Below are 20,569 nucleotides of genomic sequence, written 5' to 3' on the forward strand. Positions count from 1 at the left end.
AGCTTCTCAGAGTCACCCATACTCCTTTCCCACGGAACCACCCGAAATAAGTATCACAATCCAGGTGGCAATTCTTTTACCACTCAAAGAGTTACGAAAGACCAGGCCCCACAAATCGCCGTCTAGGCAGGAGATCACCTCTCAAGCACTGCCAAACACGGATCCAATAGGCGTAATACTTCTCAAAAATTAAACGTCGCTTCTCATTCACTTTCGGCAAAAAAGACTGAAAATAGTCTTTACCCGATGAGCCTCTCAGGTGGACTTATCTCATTGATTTCATCCACACACCAAACTCATCCTTACTCATCCCCTTGTTCTGCCGCTTGGCGGTGAAAGGTCATTACTCATGAACTTGATTTCGTCATCTCCCGAATACTCTCGAGCAAAGCGCGGGTTTACCCTCGTCGAACTGCTTGTTGTGATCGCCATCATTGGCGTGTTGGTGGCTCTGCTTCTGCCTGCCGTGCAGCAAGCCCGTGAAGCCGCACGACGTGCCCAATGCGTCAATAACCTCAAGAACATTGGGTTAGCGATGCACAACTATCACGACACCTACCGCAACTTCCCATACCTCGGTTTCACCGGTTGGAATGGCGACACGATTTCAGTGTTTGGTCGCCTGCTTCCCTTCATTGAACAAACGGCCATGTACGAAACGTTGAACTTCAACGTGCGAGCCAACGACGGCAACAACAAACTGTATCGCACGACGCCGATCGACGTTTACTCGTGCCCTTCTGAAAACGTGACCTTGGGCGAATCGAATAGCGGAAACAATCATTGGTCGCATCAACGCTACAGCTACGCGGTCTGCGTTGGTAACACGAACTACGATCAGCACAACGCCAACAATTGGGATGGTGTCTGGACCTACGACAACGGCGGTTCGGCCTTCAAGATGGGCGATCACATTCGCAGCATGGCCTCGATTACTGACGGAACCAGCAATACCGTGATGGTTTCGGAAGTTCCGATGAACCAGAACGATCAAGGCTGGCAAGGCATGTACGCCGCTGGCATCTACGCTTCGGGTGCCGGTTTCACTGGTTACCTGACCCCGAACACCAAGGCCTCGATCGATGGTGGTCGTCGCTGCTGGAATCCAGATGACTATCTGCAGAAGATCCCTTGTCACAATGGTGGCGATAACTGGTGGGCCGCGACGTTCGCCGCGTTCAGTATGCACCCAGGCGGTGTCAACGCCTGTAACTTCGACGGTTCGGTAAGCTTCGTTCCAGAAACGATCGATATCTGGGCATGGCGTGCCCGGACGTCGACCCAAGGTGGCGAGGTCATCGGTCAGTAACCAAATCTGGCAGGTGCCGGGAAGACTTGCTACGAAGGCAAGTCTTCCCCTGAACCTCCTGATGGAGCATTCATACCATGAACAAAAAACACCTTATCTCCTTGAGCAGTTTCGTCGTCTTGTTGGCTTCGCTTAGCTTCCTGGCTGGTTGCGGCGCCGGTGACGGCATGATCACGATCTCTGGTAGCGTCACCCTCGATGGCGAGCCGGTCGAAGATGGCTCGATCTCGCTGATGCCAATCAACGGTGGAAGCATGGGCGGAGGCCTGATCGAGAACGGGTACTACACGGCCAAGTCGTCCCCTGGCGAAATGGCGGTCCAGATCCACGCCCACAAGATGGTCACAAAGAAGAACCCTACGCGGGAAGAAGTCGAACGTGGACTGACCGAAGACAGCGTTTCGATCATTCCGAACGTGTACAACCGCCAGTCAAAGCTACGCATTACTGTGGCTCCCGATCAAAAGAACTTCGAGTTCAATTTGACGAAAGACGGCAAGATTCCTGACGGTATGGCGGCCAAGATGTAACGTCTTGTGTTCGTTTCCCGAACGGAACAGGTGGCTGACTTGGCAGGGTCAGCCACCTATTTTTATGCGCACTGTCTTGAAGAAGACGCCAGAAGCGCGGACTAAATTGCCGATAGCTCGACGTGCGCGGAGAAGCCTTCTACTATACGGCTACTCACTTGTTGTATCTCATCTCAATGTAGTGCCGATGAAGCCGTTATTCTTTTTCGTTGTCGCCCTGAGTTGCCTCCTAGGGGCCGATGCTCTCGCCCAGGAACCGGCACATGATGATGTCCCGTTGGATCTAGCGATGCGGCCCAGTGGCTATCCAGATCAGATCGACATCAAAGAGGCTGAGAAGTTCTTCCATACACTTGAGCTTGCCGGCCAAGGCTGCGGCCTTAGTTCTTGGTCGGGACAAAGCGTTGGCATGTTCCGCAACAGCTACCGAAAAGACGGTTCCCACGAAATAAAAACGAAGTGGACTCCGGGCAAGGTGACCGTTAGCGCAATGTACTTTCGCAGCAAAGAATTCAACGATCACAAGTGGTTCTTAAGCCGGATGACTTTGGGCGACCAAGGGTACGCTCGTGAAAGTCTCGACGAAGACCATCTGCGTTGGCGTCGTGATCTCAGTAAGTTAGAGCCTTAGATCTCGTTATAACAGTATCGAGAGTGACGGCTTTTGTAGGTGGGCGGCGGGGTGGGAAATCGGCGGGGAAAACGGTGAGAGCTTAGGCCTTGGAACCTACCATCTGGTGCCAGCAAATACTGATAACCATATCCATCGTGAAACCGATGAAGAAACCGCCAATCACCAACTTGGCTGGGTTTTCCAAAAGTTGACCGCCACCCATGTAAGTAGCAATCAAAAACAACGCAACTATGAAGGCAACCAGGTGCCCTCCTCTTCCCAATGCGGTTCGTACCGCTTCTTCCCATTGTAATACGTCGAACGTCATCATCGCTCGGAACCTTGTAAAGATGTGCTTTCTCGGAAGCACGCTTAAAACCAGGCCCTCATTGCCTTTAGTTTTGTTTCCCTCCAGACAATAAGATCATCGATCGACAACGCCAGAAGTTGCGTGAATTCCCGAAAGTTAGCTAGAAAAGCTATCTCGGGGATGGGCGAGGCGAATCAACGACCACGCCCTATAGGAACCGGGCCTAGTCCTGACTGGCAACCGGCTGCGGAACGAATTCGAGTTGGTCGACAATCAGGTCGACGTCGCGTTCCTGGGTCGAGAGAACCACTTTGTAGATCACTTGCCCAAAGCGAGGTGCGCCGGCCGGGGCCTCTTCTGAGCCAACCTTCGAGTCCGCGGCCACCTTCTTGAATTTGGCAACAGGAATATCCAGCGTGTGCCAGTCGCTAGACTTCTTTGGATCGAAGTCATGGATCATATATTCATAGACACTATCGGAACCATGGAAATCGGCCCCGCGAGAAAGCAGCAAGACCTGTACATCATCCGAGCGATTCACACGGAAGGTGACTTTCATGTGCGTATCTTCGACAACCGTAAACAGGCCTTCACTCCAGCGGTTGTACGATTCGATCTGATACCAGGTCGTATGAGTCGGATCCAAGAATCCTGGTCGTGTCTCGGTCATCACCGCGCCGGCTGAACCAAGCGGGAGCTTCTCCTGGGCCCAAATACCTTTTCGCCAATCGGTGGGGAGTTCCTCTTCGAAATCAATCTTCCAGTGATTGGGGGTCGGCGAACGGAGCTGGCTCTTCAGAGGAAGATCACGCGCCACAGTAGCCTTTTCCCCTGCTGCGACATCGACGGCACTCTCGTCGCCTGTACGATGAACGCGGACCTTGCCTTCGACGACATCCACATCGGTTCGCAGATGCGAAGCCTGAACGGAAAGCACAGTCCCAAGAACTTCGGTGACCGCCTGTGAAGTAATGATTTGCATCGGCTTGCCGGGTAGTTGTGGCTGAACGTCTGCCACGACGTTGCCGACAAACAGATCGACTTGCTTATGATCTTCTTCCCGAAAAGCAGCCTCAGTGGCTCCATGCAGGCTGACGCGTGTTTCATCGGGAAACTCGAGCGTTGCCGAGCTTCCGATCGCATCGGTCGTGATCTGCATTCCTACCGGAATATCGTCTCCGACGGCAAGCTCGCGTGCTTCACCGTCAGGCATGGTTACCGTTACTTTCCCCGTTACTTGCACTAACTTGGCAACCGTCGGCAGCTGACCGGCTCGCAGGTCGAGAAAGACAGCGAACGCGACACTAGCGGCCAGTGCCATTGCGGCCGACCACCAGAAGATCGTTTGACGTGGAAATGGCGTCGGCTTGTTCCGCGGTGAGGTGACTTCGGCAATGGTCAGCGACTGCAGCGAGATACTGTGGAAAAGTTCCAGTGCGCGGTCATCCCCTTCCAGCGCAGCCGAAAGTGCCGTCATTTCATATTCGTCGAGATCACCGTCGTTGTAGCGAACGATCAATTCGATCAAGTCGTCATCCGACATCGACTGCTCATCATGTGTTGGCGTGTTATCGTTCATGCCGTGATCCCCCGGCGGGCGCTCTCACCTGTCACTGCGTTACCTCCCCGTGCAGCGTTCCCTCGACACAGCGACGAAGGTCCCGATGAGCACGCGACAGGCGTTTATAAACTGCGTCGAGTGAAGCTCCGATTTGCTTGGCCACTTCGATACAGCTCAACCCTTCTCCATACCGCAACTGAATCATCTCTCGATTGCGTTCTGGCATCTTCTTCAAGCACAACCGCAAGGCATCCTTCCGGTCGGACAAGCCCTTGGCCTGTTCGTCCGAGATCGACCAAATGCGGTCCATCGCTCCGCCATCCATTACTTGCGACTTGCCGCGCTGCCGCAGCCAGTCGACCGCCAGATTTTTGGCCGTGGTGCGAGACCAAGCCAAAAGGTGCCCTTCGTCGTTGATTTGTTCCCGCTGACGCAGTGCGCGCAGAACGACCTCCTGGAAGATGTCCTCAACGGCCTGAGACTCACGGACGATTGACCAGATCGGAACGGTCAATCGAATGCGTGCCTCAAGCAAGACACGTACTACATCGCTCTCTTGCATATCTTTACTGCCTTGTGGCACGGCTGGAAATGTGTTTTGCCGCCAAACGTCGTCGACGAACACACTCCCCCCAAAGGGCCAAAAGCATTAACTCCATTCGTAGTACACCGGAAGTCTGCGTGCAACAGGGATAGGGTCTGCGTTCAGTCTTAGAAACGAACAGCGCCCCATAACCTGACAAAAAAGTATCAACAATAAAGGACCTCCAATGCGAAATGCCCGATTTCTTCCTTTTTTTTCTTTCGGGCATGTCAGGAAACGAAAAGTCGTCCGTGAGAGTTGGGTGGAACGGCCTTTCGGCTTGGGAGAAGTCGGAGGGTGCCTGGTTCGCACTTATCTTTATTTCTCGTTTCGTTGTTGATCTAGTTAGAGGTGCCTCTTCTATGAAAAATCTCCAGAGGCCGCGCGGCTTCACCCTCGTCGAATTGTTGGTTGTGATTGCTATTATTGGCGTCTTGATTGCTCTTTTGTTGCCAGCTGTCCAACAGGCCCGCGAAGCAGCTCGCCGAATGACGTGCAGTAACAACTTCAAGCAGCTTGGCATTGCCCTGCACAACTATCACGATACCTTCGGCACACTTCCGCCGGGCATCGTGACCAGCAACCAGATTTGCTGGCTGACCCAAATCCTACCGCAAATTGAACAGAACGCACTTTTCGACCAAATCGGGGCGGTGGGTGGCTTTGACGAGCCTTGGGAAGATGTCCCAGCCATGGTAAGCACTGGCAGCACGCCGCTGGCCAAGACCATCATCGAAGGCTATATCTGCCCTTCCGATACAGGCGACGGTATCAACCAGCGTCTGGGGACTTCGCCTAATCGGTTCGGCAAATCGAACTACATCGGTGTCTACACGGCCTACTACAACCCAACCAACGCGACCGCGACCAACGGTAGCGGGGGCAGTGACCGAAATGCGACTTTCTTCGACAACTCGTCGACCGAGTTCAGCGACATTACCGATGGCCTGAGCAACACGATCATCGTCGCCGAACGTGCTGAGAGAAAGGGTTCCGGCCCAACCGGCTCGCTGTGGATTGGTTACCACAATGACTTTGGTGGTTCGATCTCGGGCGGTATCTCGCAGTTCCAAGTCCGTTTGCGAATGGAACGATCGTCGAACGATACCGACTACAACATCAACGGCAACAGCAACTACAACCCCAGTAGCAATCACCCCGGTGGGGCTCAGTTCCTCCGCGGCGATGCCAGTGTCGTCTTCCTGCCGGAAACCATCAATCTGCGTACCCAGGCAGCTCTGGGAACGATTGATGGCGGCGAAGTGATTGGCGAGTACTAAGTTCTTCAACAGCGACAGCCCGCTTCGGGTGGAAGCGGGCTGCTCGCTACCCATTCCCATTTATGTCATGAGCGCTTCGATGAAACTCCCCTATGCATTATCTAGTCGCCTTGCAGCGACCACCATGGCCGCGATCGCATTGATCGGGCTGGTTGGTTGCGGCTCCGGGTCAGGCGTCGTTCCTGTCTCCGGCACGGTGACGCTGGATGGAGAACCGTTGGCCGGCGCCTTGGTTTCTTTCTATCCGCAAGAAGAAGGAAAGCGATTCTCGACCGGCACGACCGATGCCAGCGGCCATTACGAATTGGTCTACACCAACGACCAAAAAGGGGCGGCCACCGGCAAACACACCGTAAAAATCACCACGGCTACCGTTCAAGGTGAAGGTGGACCCGCTAGGGCTCCCAAAGAAAAGCTGCCTGCGAAGTACAACGACGCGTCCGAATTGACCGTCGACATAACCTCCAGCTCAAGCAGCACCAACTTCGACCTGCAATCGAAGTAGGAAATCCGGTAAGACGTTTGTTAGTCCCCAGTCGGTTTGCCCCAAATCGGCTGGGGGCTGATACGTTCTTGCCAGCTCGGTCGGCCCAGCCGACCGCAATCGAAATATTCGGAGAACCGCGAAACTTTCCTACGCATTCCGGGTTTCTACAAGTTACCAATTGGCAGGAAACACAAGAACAGGTTTCTTTCTGAAGTTATCACTGCCTCCTAACGACTTCCTTTCTACTTTCTCCCCATTTCCGGAACATTGTTTCCAAGGAGCCTCTATGGTCCGTGCTGCGCAGTCCCGTTCGCCCCAACCTGGTTTCACCCTCGTGGAACTGCTGGTGGTAATTGCCATCATTGGCGTTTTGATTGCGTTACTTCTCCCTGCCGTTCAGCAAGCTCGCGAAGCGGCTCGTCGAATGTCCTGTAGCAACAAGATGCGTCAAGTCGGCATTGCACTTCACAACTATCACGACACCTACGGAAAACTGCCTCCGGGACGCGTGACGACCAACCAGATCAGCTGGCAGGTTCAGATTCTTCCGCAGTTGGAGCAAAACTCGCTGTTCGAAGCGATTGCCACCGTCGGAGCATTCAATCAGCCTTGGGAAGACGTCGCCGCGATGACTAATACCGGCACACCTCCGCTGGCAAAAACGGTTGTCGATGCCTACCTTTGCCCCTCGGACACCGGTGACGGCATCAACGAGCGACTGGGCACCTCGCCCAACCAATTCGGCAAGTCGAACTACGTGGGTGTCTTCTCCGCATATCACAATCCGACCGATCCGACCGCCACCAACAATGCCGGTGGTACCGATCGCAACGCGACCTTCTACGACAACTCGAAGGTCAGGTTTGCGGACATTACCGACGGCTTGAGCAACACGGTGATCGTTGCTGAACGCCGCACCGGTCGATCGTCCGGCCCGGCTGGCTCGCTGTGGGTTGGCAACCACTATGACTTTGGTGGTGCGATCACCGTGTACGAATTTCAGATTCGTCTGCGAATGGAACGTGCTTCCAACGACACCGACTACAACATCAACGGTAACTCGGTCTACAACCCCAGCAGCAACCACCCAGGCGGTGCTCAGTTCCTAAACGGCGACGCCAGTGTGGTCTTCCTGCCAGAGACCATCAACCTGCGTACCCAGGCCGCTTTGGGTACGATCGACGGTGGTGAAGTGATTCCCGAATATTAATGTTCGGTTCACATTCCTAATAGAAACAAAAAAGATCCGCCAACGGTTAGCCATTGGCGGACCTTTTCTATTGGAATATCGACTAAACCGCGTCGAGCGTAGGGAAGTCGATGTACCCTTCTGCTCCCGTCGGCGAATACCAGGTGCTCATATCCGCTTCCGGGTTGAGCGGGGCCTCTTCGGCGAATCGCTGGACCAGATCGGGATTGCTGATGAAGGGGCGACCGTAGGCGATCAAGTCAGCGTCACCTCGTTCAATCGTCTGCTCACCAGACTCGCGTGTATAACCCACGTTCCCCATCAATGGTCCGTCAAACACTTTGCGGAACTCAGAAAGCGTCATGGGTTCACCCAATCCGTGGAACCCAAAGCCCGTCCCATCCATCACATGCAAATAAGCCAATTGATATTGGTTCAATTGCTGGGCGACGTACGTGAACTGCTCGCGGTAATCAGGCGACCCCATCCCGTTGAACGCTCCGTTGGGTGCCAGCCGCAGACCAATTCTTTCTTGCGGCCAAACCTGGCTGATCGCTTGAACGACTTCGTCGAGGATGCGGTATCGATTCTCGATGCTTCCGCCATACTGATCGTTGCGGTGATTGGTCTTCGACTGCAAGAAGGTATCCAAGAGATAGCCATTTGCCGAATGGATTTCGACCCCATCGAAGCCTGCCTCTTTCGCGCCTGCCGCAGCTTTGGCGTAGTCGGAGACGATGCCCGGAATTTCGTCCGTCTCCAAGGCTCGCGGAACTTCACGGGGTTCCTTCCCGTTGGGAGTGTGCTGCAATTCGCCATCGTCGATCATGATCGCCGACGGAGCGACGGCTGGCTCGCCGCCATGGAAGCTACTATGCGAAGCTCGACCGGTATGCCAAAGCTGCATAAAGATCTTGCCACCTTCTTCATGGACGGCGCCGGTGACCTGCTTCCAACCATCGACCATTTCGCCGGTGTAGATCCCTGGGGACTGAACCCAGCCGTTGGCCTGAGGCGAGATCGTCGTTGCTTCGGTGATGATCAGCCCGGCGGAAGCCCGTTGCCGGTAGTACTCGGCCATCAACTGGTTGGCAATCCGATCCTTGCCTGCCCGTGCCCGGGTAAGTGGAGCCATGGTAATTCGGTTGCTAAGGGTCAGTCCTCGTAAGTCGTAAGACTGAAAGAGTGGCGAATCATATTGGCTCATGGTCGAGTCCTTGGGTTTGTCGGAAGAAAACGTGCCGCGGCGATCGCAAAGCGTCCCAATCTCCTTCGTAGATGCCGCCGAACACCTGGGCGTTTCAGATTATATGTAAAAAGTTGTTCAACGGACTAAATTCTACCATACACCAGCCAGAATCATACATAACCCATATACATATCAAGACTTAGGGCGCACACACCTTCCCTTCGACCAGAGATACCCAGCGAAATCTCCTAGTCCGGCGAACTTGTAGCCTGGGTCGACATAGTGCTCGATCACGTAAAACGCGAAGTAATAGGCCCGGCAGAAAGCCCAGATCGCGAGCCCCAAAAGCAGCGCGATCTGCCAATCACCAGCTCTCACCAGCAAGATCCCGGCGGCGAATACACCCAGCACGACAAACAGCACGCCCTTGAGATAGATGAGCGTGGGAGACTTGAGGTCGGCCATCGGACATTTTCCTGACAGAAATTAGGACAAAGCGATCGCTGGCTGGCCGAATCAAGCTTAACAATTCGCTAGAATTATGTCCTGCGATTTGCTGAACAGCACCACTGGAGGACCCACCATGCACGTTTACGGCCGCGATTCCATCGAAACGATTCTTGAAGAAGAAAGCTTCGTCTTCAAGCTACTGGTAAACGACCATGGCGTGCTGCTCTTTTCCCGTGATATTGAACATGAACAGATCTCGGAACCTGAGATCCGCTACGAGCCAGACTCAGTCGGTAACGCTCTGGCCGGCGTGGTCAAACCAGGACACATCGAACTGCGGCATCACAATGGCTTTGGAGACGAGCGGGTACATCTTTTAATGGAGCGTGTGCTCGCCTTGCCTGAGATGGAATTTGCCCGTGACTTTGAAGTCGTCTACCAGGGGCGAGTGCTCATCGAGAAACCACGCCAAGAGGACGACTAGCCTTCACTTTGAAAACCGCGAGTAAGAGTTACTCACGGCATCGGCCAGAATGCGGCCAGGGATGATCCGGCTCATCATCAAACCGGACTTATCTTCGCGGACATACCCCATGACCATGCCAACGACCTGAACCGACTGCGGCGACTCCTCTTCTAAAAAGACGGGACTGCCGCTGATGCCGCCAGCTCCGGCGAGCTGAATTAGAAAGACCATTTCATTCCCCCACTTAGCCGGCACTGGCATCTCTCGGGAAGCAATCTTTCCGCAAATCACAATCGGCGAAACCTCTGGCTGAACTCCTAAACCCTTGACGCCCAACCCCATGGGAAAGCCAGTCAGTTCGACGCCGGTGGTACGCATGGGCAAGGTGGTCTGAATGCTTTCCAGCGGAATGGCCAACTTCAAAAGGTCGGTGATCACTTCGCTGGGGTCTTTAGGAGACTCGATACGCATCACGGCGACATCCGCGTTGGCTTGGAACCGCCAAGGGTTCCCTTCTTCCGCATAGAGATCTCCCAGCACCACCGAGCCTGATTCGCCGCCAGGTCGACGGAACACGACCGCCGTTTCGCGACTGGTCAGGCGGGCTCCGTGGGCCGTGGCAACCAGCGTGATATGCTCCCCGTCCGAGACCAGGAAGGCCGTCGACCAATCATGCTGCTGCTTGTTGTTTTCCTTATCGACTTGTCTCTCGACCAGGCAAACTGCCCGGTCCCAGCGTTCGATCGACGTTTCGCCTGCTTGCAGAAAGGCGACCCAAGAGCACGTGAGCAATACCGCGCAAACCGAGCGTGTATAGCAACGAAACATGGCGAGACTCCTCATCCCTGAAGTGGTCAACGCAAGATGGTGCTACCTTACGAGATTCAGGTTTCGTCCGCCATATCCAGATCCAATGACTCGGCACGAAATAGCGGTGTCAGCTCTTTGTCAGACGGAAAAAGCTCCTCCATGTGCTTTTCCAACAAGTCCAGCATTTGCTGGCGAGTCCCGGTAAAGAGAACCGTCTGCTCTGTCTCGGCAACGGGAATCCCCGCGTCGATTGCCAAGCCTTTCAGCTTGTCGTCATTGGTGAACTGCATGTACAGCTTGTCGTCCTCGACCTTGTACGGGGCGAAATAGTAGAGTCGCAGAATCCCGGCGTTCTGCTCGTTGGTTTCAAACTTGGGGCGTTGAAGCTGCATGAACTTGCGCTGGCCTACCTGAAACGGGTAGACCGCGAACTCGATCGTCGCGTCCATCTTCTTGTTCACCACCGACAACTTATACCCCGTGATACCGTACTTGCTGAAGGTTAGGTGGCTATCGGTGTTGGGCACCTTCTTCTTTTCGCCCGTCTGCGGGTCTTGAATGTCCTTCGTACCATACCACTGCCCTAACAGTTGGTCGTCGTAGACAGGGGCGTCTGGATCAGCCAGGGGAGATAGGGTTGCATACTGTTTGCAGCCCGAAACGAGAAATAGCACGGCAATAAGAAGGAGCGTGGCACGTCGCATGGCTGGTCTCCCGAATACGGATTGAGACAAGATTCAAAGCCATTTTCATTATAGACAATTTATGGGTTAATACTTGGAAATTCACGCGGGAACGCAGATGCTTTTCTTCATTCAATGCTTTCATGAATTTCCTCTGAATTGCGTTGCATGCGTGCTTGGCATTTCCTAGATTCGAATGTCAGTTGCTTTTCGCTGACACGCTGTCACTCGACCTAACTTTTCCGTACATGCTGAACGCTCTCGAGTCGAAAGGCAAATCTCCAACAGCCAGCAGACGCTCCATCGAACCTAGACCATGTTTCTTTCTTTGCCACGAAAGGCTGTCCCCATGAATCTGCATCGCTCTCTGCCTACGACGTTAAGCTTACTGTTGTTAGCGAGCGTTACCCAAGCCGCCGACAAGCCCAACATCCTGGTGATCTGGGGTGACGACATTGGCACCTGGAATGTTAGCTATATCAGCCGCGGCATGATGGGTTATCAAACACCCAACATTGATCGCATTGCCAAGGAAGGCCTCTACTTCACCGACTACTACGGACAGCAAAGCTGCACCGCTGGTCGTGCGGCCTTCATGGGCGGAACCGTGCCGGTACGTACCGGGATGACCAAGGTCGGTTTGCCGGGTGCCAAAGAAGGCTGGCAAAAGACCGACTGTACGATTGCCACCATCATGAAGAGCCAAGGCTACGGTACGGCTCAGTTCGGCAAGAACCACTTTGGTGATCGCGATGAACACTTGCCAACCATGCATGGCTTCGACGAGTTCTTCGGCAACCTGTATCACTTGAATGCTGAAGAAGAACCGGAAAACCGTGACTACCCGGCAGACCTCGTTCTGCCAAGTGGCAAGACCTTCCTGGAAACGTACGGTCCACGCGGCGTCCTGAAGTGCAAGGTGAACGCGGACGGAACACAGTCAATCGAGAACACGGGTCCGCTCACCAAGAAGCGGATGGAAACGATCGACGAAGAAACGCTGGGTGCCGCCAAGGACTACATCAAGCGTCAAGCTAAGGACGACAAGCCATTCTTCTGCTGGTGGAATGCTACGCGCATGCACTTCCGCACGCATGTCAAAGAAGAGCACACCGGCATCTCTGGCAAGAGCGGCGATGAGTACCACGACGGCATGGTCGAGCACGACATGCACGTTGGCCAGCTCTTGGATCTGCTGGATGAACTCAAGATCGCCGACAACACAATCGTCTTCTACTCGACCGACAATGGCCCTCACTACAACACCTGGCCCGATGCCGGCACGACCCCATTCCGTAGCGAAAAGAACTCGAACTGGGAAGGTGCTTACCGCGTCCCAGCATTCGTCCGATGGCCCGGCAAAATTCCCGCTGGCGAAGTCCGCAACGGGATCGTGGCTCACGAAGACTGGATGCCTACATTTGCTGCCGCTGCAGGTGCACCCGACATCAAAGAGAAGTTGATGGAAGGGGTCGAGCTAAATGGCCGAAAGTACCGCAATCATCCCGACGGTTACAACATGCTCGACTACTTCATGGGCAAGACCAAGGACTCGCCGCGTAAAGAGTTCATCTACGTGAACGACGACGGGGCGATTGTCGCGCTGCGGCTAGGCGACTGGAAAGGTGTCTTTCTCGAGAATCGCGGCAAACAGTTTGGCGTGTGGATGGAACCGTTCACCGAATTGCGTGTGCCTGCCATCTTCAATCTGCGTCGCGACCCATTCGAGAAGGCGCAGCACAATGCCAACACGTATTACGACTGGCTGCTTGATCGAGCTTACGTGCTCGTTCCGATGCAAGGCGTGGCCGGAAACTTCCTGAAGTCGATGGCCGACTACCCGCCGAGCCAGACTCCAGGTTCCTTCAACCTCGAAAAGGTGCAGAAACAGATCGAAGACGCGGCCCGCGGTCGTTAATTTGACGTAGAGTTTCTTAGGAAGCCTCCGTCGTCACGAGCTACGTGGCGGCGGAGTTTTTTTGTCTTATCGCCGAAGGAGCCCACTGATGAAGTGGCTTTCGCTATTCTTAATCGCGCTTGTTCCCTCCCTGTCCCTGGCACAGGACGACCCGCTCCCATCGTGGAACGACGGCCCAGCCAAGCAGTCGATCCTAGACTTCGTGACCAAAGTCACGACCGAAGGAAGCGACGACTTCGTTCCCAAATACGATCGGATTGCTGTCTTCGACAACGATGGCACGTTGTGGTGCGAAGCCCCCTTCCCAATCCAAATCGACTATGTTCTCAGCGAACTGAAGCGACGTTCTGCCGAAAACCCGAAGCTGGCCGATAACGAGATGGTGAAGGCCGCATTGAAAGGCGACTTCGCCAAACTTTTGGCCGGCAAGCATCATGACGGCCTGATGGAGATCCTTGCGATTACCCATTCTGGCATGACGACCGATCAGTACGACCAGGATGTTCGCAACTGGATCAAAACGTTCAAGGACAAACGGTTCGGCTACAACTTGCCAGGCATGACCTATCAACCGATGCAGGAACTTCTCAAGTATCTGCGGGCCAATGGGTTCCAGACGTTCATCGTCTCAGGCGGAGGGGCCGATTTCATGCGTGTCTTTTCACACCGCGTGTATGGCATTCCACCAAATCAAGTCGTTGGCTCCAACTCGTTGACAAAGTTTGAAATGATCGACGGCAAACCGACACTGACCAAGACAATGGAGCAGACTTTTGTCGACGACAAGGCCGGCAAGCCAGTGGGTATCTGGCAGTTTATAGGTCGCAAACCAATTGCGTGCTTTGGCAACTCCGACGGCGACCAGGCCATGCTGGAGTACACCACGATCGACAACAAGCACCCCAGCTTTGGCCTAATCGTCCATCACACCGATGCGAAGCGCGAGTACGCCTACGACAAGCACCCGCCAGCCAGCGGAACCCTTATCACGGCACTCGAAGCGGCCCCGAAGTACGGCTGGACCGTCGTCAGCATGAAGGATGACTGGAAGACCATCTTTGTCGGGGACAAATAAATTTCCGCCGATGAAACTCGAACTCCTAAAAAAAAGTAAGTAGGATGACCTTGCCCATGGCGAATCGGCCGTGGGCTTTTTTGTCGACCCCTTCCATCGGAACTCCTCGCCGTGACATCACTTCGCTTACTGCCGATTATCGCCGCGCTTCTACTAGTCACTCCGGCTCTCTCCATTGCTACTGCTCAAGAGCCCGCCCAGGCCTTGGCAGCCTATGTGCAGAAGCCAGACGACAGCTTTGCCTGGAAGGTCCGCCATCAGGAGAAGATCGGCACGTGCGATGTCACCGAACTGACGCTCACCTCGCAGACCTGGAAAGACATCGTGTGGAAGCATCGGCTGTTTGTCATCATGCCGGCCGGCGTGCCGGAAGAAACCGACGCTGTGCTCGTCGTCGCAGGCGGGTCATGGAAGGACCAGTACGAGCAACCACCAGCAGATGGCAAGTTGGGACTGCCGAAAGAAGCCTCGCTGCTTTCGATCTATGCCCAGCAGATCGGCTGTCCGATCGCGGTGCTCTTGAACGTCCCCCAGCAGCCGATCTTCGACGGTAAGAAGGAAGACGCCATCATCGCGCTGACATTCCTCAAATATCTGGAGACAGGCGAAAGCGATTGGCCGCTGTTGCTTCCCATGGTCAAAAGTGCCACCAAGGCCATGGATGCCGTTCAGGCCTACGCCAGCGAACAGCTGAACACAAAGATCGATGGCTTCACCGTTACAGGTGCCTCGAAGCGGGGTTGGACCACTTGGCTCGTTTCCGCGATCGACCCGCGTGTGCACGGCTTGGCCCCCATGGTGATCGATACGCTGAAGATGGATGCTCAGCTCAAGCATCAACAGAAGTCTTACGGCACGTTGTCGCAGCGTATCGACGAGTACACCGACCTGAAACTTCCTCAGCGACTTGAAACCGAAGAAGGCCAGAACCTCCGCCGCATCGTCGATCCGTACCATTACCTACCGCAGATCAAGCAGCCGAAACTCATCTTCCTGGGGACCAACGATTCCTTCTGGACGGTCGACTCGCTAAACCTCTATTGGGATGAGGTCGAAGGCGACAAGTACATCGTTTATGTGCCCAACGCCGACCACGACCTGGCCAAAGACTGGATCCGCGTCTTCGGCGGACTACGCGCACTGCGGCGGCATGTCGACGAACAGAAGCCAATGCCAAATCTCAAGTGGGACTACATCGCCGCCGGTGGTGATATCCCTTTGAAGCTGACCGTTTCGCCAGGAGAGAAAGCGGCCGTGGTTCACCTGTGGACGGCCCAGTCCGCTACACGTGACTTCCGCCAGGCCAAGTGGACCAGTCAGATTCTGCCGCGTGACCAGTACGGCACCGCCACCACCAAACTCAACCCGCCTGCCGAAGGCTACCAGGCATCGTTCGCCGAAGTCGTGTACGCCCACGACAAAGTGCCGTTCTACCTGAGCACGACGATGCGAGTGCTGGGCGCGGAAGACTAGTGCGGCAGAAGCCATTCTCTCGATCAAAAATGTCATGACGAGATTTGACTTGCCTATCTGACGACGTAACCTTCCAAGCCATGTTCTACGGCACATGGCATCTTCGCTTTGTGTTTCGATGCCACTACCTGGGAAGGAAACGTCATGTCCGTATGTCCCAACTGCGGTACCAAGCAGACCCAATCAAATACCAGCACCATCATTGCCTGGTGCGTGGGAATCGCCGCCATGTTCTTCGTCGGCATTCCGGTTTTCATCGTCGTTGCCCTGGCAGCCATCGCTTCGATTGGTGCCAATGCAAACGACGACTTTAGCACCGTCGCTGATCAACTCGATCAACATCCCGCTGTGGTTGTCGAACAGCATCCCGCCAATTAAGCGACCGGCGCTGCTTCGCTGATCAACCACACACGTGATACCGCGCGGAAGCGTTATTCTGGTTCATCTAAAGTCTGAAGCCATGGTACTTGGTATGACCAGCAAACGAAATGCATTGGGTAAATCATGAAGGCTGCCGCAAGGATGACTTGAAACGAAAGTGTCGCGAATTCAATCAGCTGACTATGAAGTAGACTTCCCAACGCAAAGTAGAAAATAGGGGCTGCAAAGAAGAGGATGATGGCGTAATGCCGGGCCTTCTTTCGTAGTTCTTGCTCGTGAAACAGTAGCGGGCACCCAACACAGGCAACGACGAGTCCCAGTGGAAAAACCCCCAGGGCTGCATATACATGCAAATGCCAATCGTTCCTCAGCATGCTTCTGACGGCCTCCTGCCAGCAAGCTGCGCATAGACCAACTGCCGCTGTGATCAACATCAGATTGATTAGATCGAAACGCGGTAGCCGAATCGGCGGCAAACGCCAAGCACAAAGTCGTGGGACGAGATAGCTGAAGATTGCCGAACCCAAAACAATACAAGTAAGTGGTTCGAGGTCATCACCTAAAGTCCAAATGATGTTGCCCCCATAGCGTGTACCCGTTGGATCTAATATCCATGGCAGATACAGTGCCAACGCGGCAAACAAACCCAACCGCAGCCATAGTGGAACTCGGCCAATTCCTATCCAAAATCCGACGATGATCATCTGCAGCCCAGCAGAAAACACATTCGTTGCTATCCCATTGATGGCATAGATTGCAAACGAACCATGAAAGATGATCAGAAAGAGAAGCAGCAAGAAAGAAGCCAATGTATCGCGACATACTATCTGCTGGGTTTCTGCTGCAGTTTTCCGAGTCGGCTCATCTTTTCGCTTGCTAGTGTCGTTCATGTCGTACGTTGGACTATCTTGCTAGCCGTCGCGGATAGCCGCCGAGAAAGTACTACTGCAGAAGCACTAAATCATATTTCTGCAAATGCATCCAGACTTTGGTAAAACAGCTCGGCTGTCATGCCGTCACGCACATAGATACTGGTCACTCCCAGGCGGCTCACCTCGTCAATGTTCCGCATCTCATCATCGAAGAAGAGCATCTCCTCGTAGGCAAAGCCGCTGGATTTCTTTAGGGCGGCGAAGTGTCGCAGCTTCGAGGACGGATAGATCTCGGCGAAGGCGAAACGATGGGTCACCTCCAGGTGCTCTAGAAGTTCGCGCGCCCAACTGGGCTGCTCAGTCCGGGAAGCCAGTCCGATCGAAATCGAGTGATCGTCGCAGTGATCCAAGATGTCGTGGATGTCATCGTAGAGCCGCACATGCCTGCCCGTACGATCTTCGACCCGCTGCCCATTCATACGAAACGGGGGATGCAGACAATCACACCACAACCCACCACAGTCCCAGAGGGTGAAGTCAAGATCGAACACAATGAGTCGAGGAACAGACACAGGTCAAAGGCTCCGAGAAGTTAAACACTCGTTGCCGTTGTACCAAACCGATTGCCTCACATTCCAGAGCCCCAGGCATAGAAATAGGACAGGGTCCCTCCCTCCAAGACGAAAGAACCCTGCCCCTAGTGCTGGAAAAACAAAAACTCAAACGACTACTCCGGCGGAGGCGGATACTCCTCTTTGTCCGCTTGGATGTCAAAGTCGAAGGTGTTATCCCCCGACTTTACATCAACGGTCATTTCCTCTCCCAGGCTGTACTCTGGCGGAAAGCGTTCCGGGGTGGCCGGTGTCACCACGCTGTAGTCGTCATCCAATTCCGGAGCTGAGTAGGTCGAAATGCGAACCGCGTTGGTACCTCGCTTGGCACCTTTGACGCCCGGCGTGTAATTCAATTCGTAAGATCCATCAGCCTGGGTCGTCGCGATCGCCGAACGTCCTCCACCTTCGGGCGAGAAGGTTACGGTGGCACCTTCCACGGGCGATCCATTGATCGTCACGACACCGGTCACGTGACCGTGATCGGAACCGGAACCTAGGCACCCCATGGTGGAGACCAGTGCCGAGATGATCATTACGGCCATCCCATTGGAGTACCGTTTTCTCATGAGAAGTCCTTCCGTATTGGGCAGTCACAGTCGGGCAATGAAGGAAAGCACTCACGCGCGGCTCTCACGATTGCGCCGCGCGTTGTTCTCTTTGGGTCTCTTAGAATCAGCGACCCTTAGTAGTCGCCAACAGGTCGACCATCGTTACGTTGAAGGAGATATTCAAACGTGCTGTTTGCCGCGTTGTTCGTGTTGTGGTCGATCGTTTCGGGGACGAAACGCACCGAACCATCACCTAACACGAAGTTGACGCCGCCTGGGTGATTCGAGGCAAAACCCTGACGATGATCGTTGTCGGAACCACCCGTGGTCGAATTGATCGGCAACAGTCCGCTGCCCGCAACATAGAAGAAGCCCGTAGTAACGGCCCCTGCACCGCCCCCTTCATTGTTACCGGCGTGACCATACACGACGCCACTACCAATCAGTTCGCCACCGAGCGTGTAGCATCGCTCGCCCACGAAAAGGGTGTTGGACAGACCGTCGGTAATTCCAGCAAAGGTGAGTGGTGCGTCGTATCGCGTCCAAACAAATGGACCATCACAGTCGCGTCGATCGATGTTGTCGGCATCGTTGACGACAATGTAATCGGATCGCGCCAGGTACTTGTCGCCATTGCCGCTGTCGTAGGGGATCGGCTTCGACTCATTCAAAACGGGACCAGCCGTCGATGGACACATGAATGCGTCAACTTCCTTCTGCATGATGGCCAACAAGTTCGCGTTGTTCACCGCATTGTGCAGGCGATTCTTTCCACCACCGGGCTGGTAAGGCCAGAAGTCATTCTTATTGTTTCCATAGGTTGGATTCAGCGCGTCGTAGGTGTTGCCCAGTTCCAAGAACGGCATCAGGTCAACTGCCCAGCCCCAGTTACCGTGGGTATTTTCGTTACCCCAGTCTTCGGTGCTCATCGGCACAAGCTTTCCATACGTGTCATGGAAGTTGTGCATCGCGATGCCAATCTGCTTCAGATTGTTGGTGCACTGCATCCGTCGAGCAGCTTCACGTGCTTGCTGCACCGCAGGTAATAAGAGAGCAATCAGAACGCCGATGATGGCGATCACAACCAAGAGTTCGACTAGCGTAAAACCACGCTCGAACCGCGCACGAGGGACCATAAGAAGAGCCTCCAGCACAAATTGAAATGAGAAGAGATAGAAGAGTAGCGAAATTGGCGACTCGAAGCGGCAAACGCCCGAAGGACCAACTTCAGACGACAATGATTCTCTAATCTGCTGAGAAGAAAAACCCCTCTTTTGAATCGTTTTCTCCATACACTTGAGATTTTCCGCGGATGGGCGAGAACCGCCGACTGCGCAAAACAGGGGTAAAACAGGTAACATAAGACCAAGCACGGAGGGCCAACCAAGCCTTAACGTTCACATTGCACCCCTTAAGGCCACTATGTAGACGCATTCCTTTACGCTACACAATGCCCCCCGGTTGGCGTGCATTGAGTCTATTTTTTTACGTTTTCTTCTTTACACCCCGAAAGATTGCGCTAAATATCACAATCAACTTGGTCTGAAAGCGGCTGAGATCGCCGCGCTGCCCCCACCCCATTTCGCCTTGGGATACGTTTAAGCCCTGCTGATATCCCCAGCAAGCACTTCCAGAAACGGCCGGTGCGCATTCCTAGTCTTCGTCACTCGATGAGTAACCATGCTATGGCTTATTGTGCTTTAGCCACGCTGAATCTGCCGTCGACGGCTTTCGTACCGACGTTTGGCCTTTTCGTAAGCATCTGCCCGATAATACCCCCAGACGGTCGCGCCGACACTCAGCAACACGGCAACGACGCCAAACAGGACAATGACCTGTCCGGGGCCGCTTTTCCCTGACATCCCGACGCCCATGATCATGATGAATACTGCGATGCCAATCCCACCGACCCCCGACAGGACGCTGCCTGTCTTCGATGGCAAATAGGTCGACCCATCTTTTCGCCGAACCTTGAATCCTTCCTGCGCGTTATCCCATTCTCGATCCAGTGCCGCCAGCTTCTGCTGACGATGAAGTTCATCCAGCTTGTCTTCGATCTGCTCGGTGCGTTCGGATAGCTCTTCCAGCTTCTCGGTATACGCCGCGCCCCCTTCATGCACGATGGCAAGTTGCGTTCCGCAATGCATGCACGTGACATGCTTTAAGTCGTCCGGCACTTGGAGCGGAGCACCACAGTTTCGGCAGTTCAGTGCGATTAGGTTCATGGT

Annotated in this window: 23 protein-coding genes; 11 read left to right on the top strand and 12 right to left on the bottom strand. The window is 54.3% G+C overall.

Going from position 1 to position 20,569, the window contains the following annotated elements:
• The first annotated feature begins 349 nt into the window (after nt 1–349).
• The 3 genes from PSR63_RS08940 (at nt 350) to PSR63_RS08950 (ending at nt 2,470) form a co-directional block, all read left to right on the top strand.
• Complete coding sequence (locus PSR63_RS08940; RefSeq protein ID WP_274332548.1) at nt 350–1,309, top strand: DUF1559 domain-containing protein; 960 nt, start codon at nt 350–352, stop codon at nt 1,307–1,309.
• A gap of 77 nt (nt 1,310–1,386) precedes the next feature.
• Nucleotides 1,387–1,839 carry a hypothetical protein gene (locus PSR63_RS08945; RefSeq protein ID WP_274332550.1) on the top strand — a complete coding sequence of 151 codons (453 nt, stop codon included), beginning with the start codon at nt 1,387–1,389 and terminating at the stop codon, nt 1,837–1,839.
• Between the two features lie 187 nt (nt 1,840–2,026).
• Nucleotides 2,027–2,470 (top strand): hypothetical protein, encoded by a 444-nt coding sequence (locus PSR63_RS08950; protein WP_274332552.1) that lies wholly within the window; start codon nt 2,027–2,029, stop codon nt 2,468–2,470.
• 82 nt (nt 2,471–2,552) lie between these two features.
• Here the strand turns inward: PSR63_RS08950 and PSR63_RS08955 are convergent, their stop codons facing one another.
• The 3 genes from PSR63_RS08955 to PSR63_RS08965 form a co-directional block, all read right to left on the bottom strand.
• Nucleotides 2,553–2,783 carry a hypothetical protein gene (locus PSR63_RS08955; RefSeq protein WP_274332554.1) on the bottom strand — a complete coding sequence of 77 codons (231 nt, stop codon included), beginning with the start codon at nt 2,781–2,783 and terminating at the stop codon, nt 2,553–2,555.
• 202 nt (nt 2,784–2,985) lie between these two features.
• Nucleotides 2,986–4,341: a FecR family protein gene (locus PSR63_RS08960; RefSeq protein ID WP_274332556.1), complete on the bottom strand. Its 1,356-nt coding sequence runs from the start codon at nt 4,339–4,341 to the stop codon at nt 2,986–2,988.
• 31 nt (nt 4,342–4,372) lie between these two features.
• Nucleotides 4,373–4,885, bottom strand: a complete 513-nt coding sequence (locus tag PSR63_RS08965) for an RNA polymerase sigma factor (protein ID WP_274332558.1) — start codon at nt 4,883–4,885, stop codon at nt 4,373–4,375.
• Between the two features lie 383 nt (nt 4,886–5,268).
• Between PSR63_RS08965 and PSR63_RS08970 the strand changes: the two genes are divergently transcribed.
• From PSR63_RS08970 to PSR63_RS08980, 3 genes are all read left to right on the top strand, one after another.
• On the top strand, nt 5,269–6,186 hold the full coding sequence (locus PSR63_RS08970; protein ID WP_274332560.1) for a DUF1559 domain-containing protein: 918 nt from the start codon (nt 5,269–5,271) through the stop codon (nt 6,184–6,186).
• Between the two features lie 124 nt (nt 6,187–6,310).
• The gene (locus tag PSR63_RS08975; protein ID WP_274332562.1) at nt 6,311–6,691 is read left to right on the top strand and encodes a carboxypeptidase regulatory-like domain-containing protein; all 381 of its coding nucleotides are present in this window, start codon (nt 6,311–6,313) and stop codon (nt 6,689–6,691) included.
• 268 nt (nt 6,692–6,959) lie between these two features.
• Nucleotides 6,960–7,883 (top strand): DUF1559 domain-containing protein, encoded by a 924-nt coding sequence (locus tag PSR63_RS08980; RefSeq protein ID WP_274332564.1) that lies wholly within the window; start codon nt 6,960–6,962, stop codon nt 7,881–7,883.
• Between the two features lie 82 nt (nt 7,884–7,965).
• Here the strand turns inward: PSR63_RS08980 and PSR63_RS08985 are convergent, their stop codons facing one another.
• A complete protein-coding gene (locus tag PSR63_RS08985; protein WP_274332565.1) occupies nt 7,966–9,069 on the bottom strand; it encodes an alkene reductase in 1,104 nt (367 codons plus the stop codon).
• A gap of 174 nt (nt 9,070–9,243) precedes the next feature.
• Nucleotides 9,244–9,516, bottom strand: a complete 273-nt coding sequence (locus PSR63_RS08990) for a hypothetical protein (RefSeq protein WP_274332567.1) — start codon at nt 9,514–9,516, stop codon at nt 9,244–9,246.
• Between the two features lie 118 nt (nt 9,517–9,634).
• Here PSR63_RS08990 and PSR63_RS08995 point away from each other — a divergent pair, with 118 nt between their 5' ends.
• Nucleotides 9,635–9,985: a hypothetical protein gene (locus PSR63_RS08995; RefSeq protein ID WP_274332569.1), complete on the top strand. Its 351-nt coding sequence runs from the start codon at nt 9,635–9,637 to the stop codon at nt 9,983–9,985.
• A gap of 3 nt (nt 9,986–9,988) precedes the next feature.
• On the opposite strand, the gene PSR63_RS09000 is transcribed toward PSR63_RS08995, so the two are convergent.
• The gene (locus PSR63_RS09000; protein ID WP_274332571.1) at nt 9,989–10,795 is read right to left on the bottom strand and encodes a hypothetical protein; all 807 of its coding nucleotides are present in this window, start codon (nt 10,793–10,795) and stop codon (nt 9,989–9,991) included.
• A 56-nt stretch (nt 10,796–10,851) separates the two neighbouring features.
• Complete coding sequence (locus PSR63_RS09005) at nt 10,852–11,481, bottom strand: hypothetical protein (protein WP_274332572.1); 630 nt, start codon at nt 11,479–11,481, stop codon at nt 10,852–10,854.
• 328 nt (nt 11,482–11,809) lie between these two features.
• On the opposite strand from PSR63_RS09005, the gene PSR63_RS09010 reads away from it, so the two are divergent.
• The 4 genes from PSR63_RS09010 to PSR63_RS09025 all read left to right on the top strand — a co-directional run bounded on the left by PSR63_RS09010 (nt 11,810) and on the right by PSR63_RS09025 (nt 16,304).
• A complete protein-coding gene (locus PSR63_RS09010; RefSeq protein WP_274332573.1) occupies nt 11,810–13,378 on the top strand; it encodes an arylsulfatase in 1,569 nt (522 codons plus the stop codon).
• A gap of 88 nt (nt 13,379–13,466) precedes the next feature.
• Nucleotides 13,467–14,453 carry an HAD family hydrolase gene (locus tag PSR63_RS09015; protein WP_274332575.1) on the top strand — a complete coding sequence of 329 codons (987 nt, stop codon included), beginning with the start codon at nt 13,467–13,469 and terminating at the stop codon, nt 14,451–14,453.
• Between the two features lie 111 nt (nt 14,454–14,564).
• The gene (locus PSR63_RS09020; protein ID WP_274332577.1) at nt 14,565–15,926 is read left to right on the top strand and encodes a PhoPQ-activated pathogenicity-related family protein; all 1,362 of its coding nucleotides are present in this window, start codon (nt 14,565–14,567) and stop codon (nt 15,924–15,926) included.
• Between the two features lie 144 nt (nt 15,927–16,070).
• A complete protein-coding gene (locus tag PSR63_RS09025) occupies nt 16,071–16,304 on the top strand; it encodes a hypothetical protein (RefSeq protein ID WP_274332578.1) in 234 nt (77 codons plus the stop codon).
• A gap of 53 nt (nt 16,305–16,357) precedes the next feature.
• On the opposite strand, the gene PSR63_RS09030 is transcribed toward PSR63_RS09025, so the two are convergent.
• The 5 genes from PSR63_RS09030 to PSR63_RS09050 form a co-directional block, all read right to left on the bottom strand.
• Complete coding sequence (locus PSR63_RS09030; RefSeq protein WP_274332579.1) at nt 16,358–17,197, bottom strand: hypothetical protein; 840 nt, start codon at nt 17,195–17,197, stop codon at nt 16,358–16,360.
• 71 nt (nt 17,198–17,268) lie between these two features.
• A complete protein-coding gene (locus tag PSR63_RS09035) occupies nt 17,269–17,751 on the bottom strand; it encodes a magnesium-dependent phosphatase-1 (protein ID WP_274332580.1) in 483 nt (160 codons plus the stop codon).
• A 155-nt stretch (nt 17,752–17,906) separates the two neighbouring features.
• Nucleotides 17,907–18,359, bottom strand: coding sequence for a carboxypeptidase-like regulatory domain-containing protein (locus PSR63_RS09040; RefSeq protein WP_274332581.1), 453 nt, complete (start codon nt 18,357–18,359; stop codon nt 17,907–17,909).
• Between the two features lie 116 nt (nt 18,360–18,475).
• Nucleotides 18,476–19,477: a DUF1559 family PulG-like putative transporter gene (locus PSR63_RS09045; protein WP_274332583.1), complete on the bottom strand. Its 1,002-nt coding sequence runs from the start codon at nt 19,475–19,477 to the stop codon at nt 18,476–18,478.
• A gap of 564 nt (nt 19,478–20,041) precedes the next feature.
• Entirely contained in the window at nt 20,042–20,566 is a 525-nt protein-coding gene (locus PSR63_RS09050) for a hypothetical protein (protein ID WP_274332585.1), read from the bottom strand.
• Nucleotides 20,567–20,569 lie beyond the last annotated feature (3 nt).

Source organism: Bremerella sp. P1 (assembly GCF_028748185.1).
In the GTDB taxonomy this organism is placed as follows: Bacteria; Planctomycetota; Planctomycetia; order Pirellulales; family Pirellulaceae; genus Bremerella.